Source organism: Pseudomonas sp. CG7, assembly GCF_023701885.1.
Lineage (GTDB): Bacteria > Pseudomonadota > Gammaproteobacteria > Pseudomonadales > Pseudomonadaceae > Aquipseudomonas > Aquipseudomonas zanjanensis.
Map to the genome: position 1 here is coordinate 45,935 of NZ_JABAEE010000051.1, position 6,281 is coordinate 52,215.

The window sequence follows — 6,281 nt, forward strand, 5'->3', positions numbered from 1 at the left end:
ATGAACCTGTCCCCTCTCAATCGCCGTCGCTTCGAACTGTTCAAGGCCAACAAGCGTGGCTGGTGGTCGCTGTGGCTGTTCCTGGTGCTGTTCGGGCTGAGCCTGGGCGCCGAGCTGATCGCCAACGACAAGCCGTTGGTGGTGCATTACGACGACGGCTGGTACTTCCCGGCCCTCAAGCGCTACCCGGAAACCACGTTCGGCGGCGAGTTCCCCCTGGAAGCCAACTACAAGAGCCCCTACATCCGCGAACTGCTGGCCGCCAATGACGCCTGGGTGCTGTGGGCGCCGATCCCGTTCAGCTACCAGAGCATCAACTACGACCTGAAGGTCCCGGCCCCGGCCCCCCCTTCAGCCATGAACTGGCTGGGTACCGACGACCAGGGCCGCGATGTCCTCGCCCGGATCATCTACGGCTTCCGCATTTCGGTGCTGTTCGCCCTGACGCTGACGCTGCTCAGCTCGATCATCGGCGTGATCGCCGGCGCCCTGCAGGGTTTCTATGGCGGCTGGGTGGACCTGGCCGGCCAGCGCGTCCTGGAAATCTGGTCCGGACTGCCGGTGTTGTACCTGTTGATCATCCTGGCCAGCTTCGTGCAGCCCAATTTCTGGTGGCTCCTGGGGATCATGCTGCTGTTTTCCTGGATGAGCCTGGTGGACGTGGTCCGCGCCGAGTTCCTGCGCGGGCGCAACCTGGAATACGTGCGCGCCGCGCGAGCACTGGGCATGCAGAACGGCGCGATCATGTTCCGCCACATCCTGCCCAACGCCATGGTCTCGACCATGACCTTCATGCCGTTCATCCTCACCGGCGCCATCGGCACCCTCACCGCCCTGGATTTCCTCGGCTTTGGCCTGCCGCCGGGCGCGCCGTCCCTGGGCGAGTTGGTGGCCCAGGGCAAGTCCAACCTCCAGGCGCCATGGCTGGGCATCAGCGCGTTCGCCGTGCTGGCCCTGATGCTGAGCCTGTTGGTGTTCATCGGCGAGTCCGCTCGCGATGCCTTCGATCCGAGGAAGTGATATGAACCAGGACAACCTGATCGAAGTGCGCGACCTGGCGGTGGAGTTCGTTGTCGGCGAACGCCGCCAGCGCGTGGTCGAGGGCGTGAGTTTCGATATCCAGCGCGGCGAAACCCTGGCCCTGGTGGGTGAAAGCGGCTCGGGCAAGTCGGTCACCGCCCACTCGATCCTGCGCTTGCTGCCCTACCCCCTGGCCCATCACCCCACCGGGACCATCCAGTACGCCGGCCAGGATTTACTGGGGCTGAAGGAAAAAACCATTCGCCATATCCGCGGCAACCGGATCGCGATGATCTTCCAGGAGCCGATGACCTCCCTCAACCCGCTGCACTCCATCGAAAAACAGATCAATGAAGTGCTCGGCATCCACAAGGGCCTGAGCGGCAAGGTCGCGACCCGCCGGACCCTTGAGTTGCTGGAGCTGGTCGGCATTCCCGAGCCCCACAAGCGCCTCAAGGCCCTGCCCCACGAGTTGTCCGGCGGCCAGCGCCAGCGGGTGATGATCGCCATGGCCCTGGCCAACGAGCCGGAACTGCTGATCGCCGACGAGCCGACCACCGCCCTGGACGTCACCGTCCAGCTGAAAATCCTCCAATTGCTCAAGGAATTGCAGGCGCGCTTGGGCATGTCGCTGCTGTTGATCAGCCACGATTTGAACCTGGTGCGAAGAATTGCGCATCGCGTATGTGTCATGCAGCGCGGTTGCATCGTCGAACAGGCATCGTGCGAAGAGTTGTTCCGCGCGCCGCAGCATCCGTACACTCGGGAACTGCTGGGCGCTGAACCCAGCGGCACCCCGGCGAACAATGTCGTCGGCCCGCCGCTGTTGCAGGTAGAGGACCTGAAAGTCTGGTTCCCGATCAAGAAAGGCCTGTTCAAACGCACGGTGGACTACATCAAGGCCGTGGACGGCATCCGCTTCAGCCTGCCCCAGGGCCAGACCCTGGGCATCGTCGGCGAAAGCGGCTCCGGCAAGTCCACCCTGGGGCTGGCAATCCTGCGGTTGATCGGCAGCCAGGGTGGGATCCGCTTCGAAGGCAAGTCGTTGGACAGCCTGACGCAGCAGCAAGTCCGACCGCTGCGCCGGGAGATGCAAGTGGTGTTTCAGGACCCCTTCGGTAGCCTGAGCCCACGGATGTGCGTCAGCCAGATCGTCGGCGAAGGCCTGCGGATCCACAAGATCGGCACCGAAGCCGAACAGGAACAAGCGATAATCGCGGCATTGAAGGAGGTAGGCCTGGACCCGGAAACCCGGAACCGCTACCCCCATGAATTTTCCGGAGGGCAACGGCAGCGTATCGCCATTGCCCGGGCCCTGGTGCTCAAGCCGGCGTTGATTCTGCTGGCTGAACCAACGTCGGCGCTGGACCGTACCGTGCAACGCCAAGTGGTGGAGCTGTTGCGGTCGTTGCAAACCAAGTACAACCTGACGTACCTGTTTATCAGCCATGACCTGGCTGTCGTCAAAGCGCTGAGCCACCAGCTGATGGTGGTCAAGCATGGCCAAGTGGTCGAACAAGGTGATGCCCGCAGCATATTCGCCGCGCCGCAGCACCCCTATACACAGCAGTTGCTGGAGGCCGCCTTCCTGGCCCCAACAACTGCCGAATAACCTGAAAAGAGGAGCAACACATGGGTTTTCTCGCCGGTAAGCGCGTACTGATCGTCGGTGTCGCCAGCAAGCTGTCCATCGCATCCGGCATCGCCGCCGCCATGCATCGCGAGGGCGCTGAGCTTGCCTTCACTTATCAGAACGACAAACTCAAGGGTCGTGTCGAAGAGTTCGCACAAGGCTGGGGCTCGAGCCCTGAGCTGTGCTTCCCGTGCGACGTGGCCAGCGATGAAGAAATCGCCAAGGTCTTCCAAGAGCTGAGCAAGAAGTGGGACGGCCTGGACTGCATCGTGCACTCCGTGGGCTTCGCCCCGGGCGACCAACTGGACGGCGACTTCACCGAAGCCACCACCCGTGAAGGTTTCCGCATTGCCCACGACATCAGCGCCTACAGCTTCGTGGCCCTGGCCAAGGCCGGTCGCGAAATGATGAAAGGCCGCAACGGCAGCCTGCTGACCCTGTCGTACCTGGGCGCCGAGCGCACCATGCCGAACTACAACGTCATGGGCATGGCCAAGGCTTCCCTGGAAGCTGGCGTGCGCTACCTGGCCGGTTCCCTGGGTCCGGACGGCACTCGCGTCAACTGCGTATCGGCAGGCCCGATCCGCACCCTCGCCGCTTCCGGCATCAAGAACTTCCGCAAGATGCTGGCCGCCAACGAAGCGCAAACCCCGCTGCGTCGCAACGTCACCATCGAAGAAGTCGGCAACGCCGGCGCCTTCCTGTGCTCGGACCTAGCGTCGGGCATCAGCGGCGAAATCATGTACGTGGACGGCGGCTTCAACACCACCGCCATGGGTAATATCGAAGAGTAATCTTCACGCGCACCACGCTTGAAAAACGCCGCTCGTCCTGGAAAGGGCAAGCGGCGTTTTTTATTCGATTGCCTGATTGCACCGCCATTCCCTGTGGGAACGAGCTTGCTCGCGATGGCGGTATGTCGGTGATATGGCCCCGTGGCGAGGGAGCTTGCTCCCGCTCGGCTGCGAAGCAGTCGTGAACCGGCGGGTGCGGTGTGTCTGACGCTCCGCATTCGGCAGGTTTTGGGGCCGCTTCGCGCCCCAGCGGGAGCAAGCTCCCTCGCCACGGATTGTCGACGACCTTAAGTAAACAGCGTTACCTGTGGGAGCGGGCTTGCTCGCGAAAGCGGTGGGTCAGCTTGCATTGATATTGAATGTACCGACGCCTTCGCGAGCAAGCCCGCTCCCACAGGGATTAGCCTGTGCTAGCTGCGCAGCGCCTGCTTCTGCGCATACATCGCCGCATCCGCGTCAGCCAGCAGGTTATCGATCGACCGATGGCGCTGGGCGTCGTACTCGATCTGGCCGACGCTGAACCGAATGTCATAGCCGCGCTGCAACATCGCATTGCGCTCATGAAGGATTTCCTGGAGCCGTGCCATGATCGTCGCTGTCTCGACATGGGAGGAGCCGGTGAGCAACGCCACGAACTCGTCTCCGCCCAGACGACCGATCACATCACTTTCGCGAAAGGCGATGCGCAGCACGTCGGCGAAGGTTTTCAGCGCGCTGTCACCCTCGGCATGCCCATAGCGATCATTGATCGGCTTGAAGTCGTTGAGGTCGAAGAACAGCAGCGTCGCCGGTCGCGACAAGCGATCACACACACTCAACGCATGCTGGGCCAGCGTCCTGAAGCCGCGGCGATTGGACAACAGCGTCAGCTCGTCCATGCTCGCCATCTGCACCGCGACCATTTCCTGCTCGGCCATGCGCGCCAGGTCACGCAGCAGTTCGCGTTCTTCGTCATTGAGCCGGCGCGGCTTGGTGTCGAGCAGGCACAACGTGCCCAGCTTGCTGCCATCCTCCAACCCCAGCGGATGCCCTGCGTAGAAGCGAATGCCAGGCGTGTCCGTGACCAGTGGGTTGTCGTGGAAGCGCTCGTCCTGTTCCGCATCGCAGATCTCCAGGATCTGATCCTGCAAAATCGCATGCCCACAAAACGAAACTTCCCGCGAGGTTTCGCTGGCCTCCAGGCCAGCGCTGGACTTGAACCACTGCCGGTTGGCGTCCACCAGCGACACCAGGGCGATGGGCACGTCAAACAGGCGCCGGGCAAGGCGGGTCAGGCGATCAAAGCGCTCTTCGGGTGCGGTATCGAGCAGTTTGAGCGAGTGCAGATTCTTGAGGCGAACGGCTTCGTTGTCCGGTTTACCTGGCGCAAGCATCGGAAACTCCATTGGCGGGACTTTCTGGAGTCTAGTCCAGGAAGTACCGCCGATGAACAGAACAGCCAAATCCAACGGGCATTTGCCGGCCAGGGCTAATACACTGCCACACAGGTTCACGACGAGGATGCTGACCGATGAAGCACGCCAACCCTGACGCCGCCCCACGCTTCTGGCGTGACGCGGCCCTGCCCTTCATCGAAGCCCGGGCCATCGACGATGGGCGCAAGGTCTGCTATTCGCGTCACTCCCACGATCACTTCTCCATCGGCGCGATCACCGCCGGGCGCAGTACCTATATCCACGAACGCTCGAGTTTCCAGGTGGAAAGCGGCACAGTGGTGCTGATGAACCCCGGCGACGTCCATGCCTGCAACCCGATCGACGATCAGCCGTGGTCCTACGTGATGTTGTACGTCGACACCCAGTGGCTCAGGGATCTGCAGCGCCGTATCGGCTTTGACGAAAACCTCGATTTCCAAGGGTTCGCCACCACCCACAGCCGCGACGCAGAGCTGTTTGCCGCGTTGGGACGGTTGTATGGGCAATTGGTGGATGAGCAACTCGACACGGCCGGCAAGCACGCCGCCGCCGAGGCTTTTTTCATGGACCTGCAACAACGCCTCAACCCGGCCGGCCGTCCGGACCGGGGCAGTCATCCAGGGCTGATGCGTGCGGCGCAATTTATCCATGACCATTGCAGCGAAGCCTTGAAGCTCGAAGACATCTGCACCGCCGCGCAGCTGTCGCCGTCCTACCTGAGCCGAGCCTTCAAGCGCCATTACGGGATGACGCCCCACGCCTTCCTGGTCAACCGCCGGATCCAGTTTGCCCGGCGCCAATTGCGCGAAGGCAAGCTGATCGCCGACGTCGCGCTGGACAGTGGGTTTGCCGACCAGGCGCATTTCCAGCGCGCCTTCAAACAACACCTGGCGGCGACGCCCGGGCAATATCGCGGCTGATACCGCAGCCCGGATATGGGGTGAGTCCCCCTGTGGCGAGGGAGCTTGCTCCCGCTGGGCTACGCAGTAGCCCTCGATTCTGGGCGACTGCTGCGCAGTCGAGCGGGAGCAAGCTCCCTCGCCACAACAGCATCCCTGCCTCGAAAGAGCGGACCGCAGCCACAACAGCACGCCCTCTGACATGCCCGGGTTACCGCCACTTCAATTCATGGCAACAACAGATACACCGCACTCACCACCAACAACACCGCCATCGCCCGGTTGAACAGGCGCATGGTCGCCGGATTCCCCAGCCACGAGCGCAGGAAGCTCCCCGCATAGGCCCAGCAGCCCACCGAGACGTAGCAGATCACCAGGTAGATCGCCGCAAACTGCCACACCAGCCGCACCTCGCCATCGGCGACGAATGCGCCCATTCCCGCCACACAGGCCAGCCAGGCCTTGGGATTGAGCCATTGCATCAGCGCGCCGTAGAGCATCGACGGCTCTGTCACATATA

At 62.6% G+C, this 6,281-nt stretch carries 6 protein-coding genes; 4 read left to right on the top strand and 2 right to left on the bottom strand.

Translation table 11 applies throughout. The features are described 5' to 3' along the window. The 3 genes from HGO40_RS19965 to fabI are packed head-to-tail and all read left to right on the top strand — an operon-like array spanning nucleotide 1 to nucleotide 3,447. The gene (locus HGO40_RS19965; RefSeq protein ID WP_250964428.1) at nucleotides 1-1,020 is read left to right on the top strand and encodes an ABC transporter permease; all 1,020 of its coding nucleotides are present in this window, start codon (nucleotides 1-3) and stop codon (nucleotides 1,018-1,020) included. A 1-nt stretch (nucleotide 1,021) separates the two neighbouring features. Continuing rightward, entirely contained in the window at nucleotides 1,022-2,632 is a 1,611-nt protein-coding gene (locus HGO40_RS19970) for an ABC transporter ATP-binding protein (protein ID WP_250964429.1), read from the top strand. 20 nt (nucleotides 2,633-2,652) lie between these two features. Beyond that, nucleotides 2,653-3,447 carry an enoyl-ACP reductase FabI gene (gene fabI / locus HGO40_RS19975; protein ID WP_186704859.1) on the top strand — a complete coding sequence of 265 codons (795 nt, stop codon included), beginning with the start codon at nucleotides 2,653-2,655 and terminating at the stop codon, nucleotides 3,445-3,447. A 410-nt stretch (nucleotides 3,448-3,857) separates the two neighbouring features. Here the strand turns inward: fabI and HGO40_RS19980 are convergent, their stop codons facing one another. Beyond that, nucleotides 3,858-4,820, bottom strand: a complete 963-nt coding sequence (locus HGO40_RS19980; protein ID WP_250964430.1) for a GGDEF domain-containing protein — start codon at nucleotides 4,818-4,820, stop codon at nucleotides 3,858-3,860. A gap of 137 nt (nucleotides 4,821-4,957) precedes the next feature. Here HGO40_RS19980 and HGO40_RS19985 point away from each other — a divergent pair, with 137 nt between their 5' ends. After that, the gene (locus HGO40_RS19985; protein ID WP_250964431.1) at nucleotides 4,958-5,782 is read left to right on the top strand and encodes a helix-turn-helix transcriptional regulator; all 825 of its coding nucleotides are present in this window, start codon (nucleotides 4,958-4,960) and stop codon (nucleotides 5,780-5,782) included. A 206-nt stretch (nucleotides 5,783-5,988) separates the two neighbouring features. Here the strand turns inward: HGO40_RS19985 and HGO40_RS19990 are convergent. Then, the coding region (locus HGO40_RS19990) for a LysE family translocator (protein WP_250964432.1) at nucleotides 5,989-6,281 on the bottom strand (293 nt) is incomplete at its 5' end.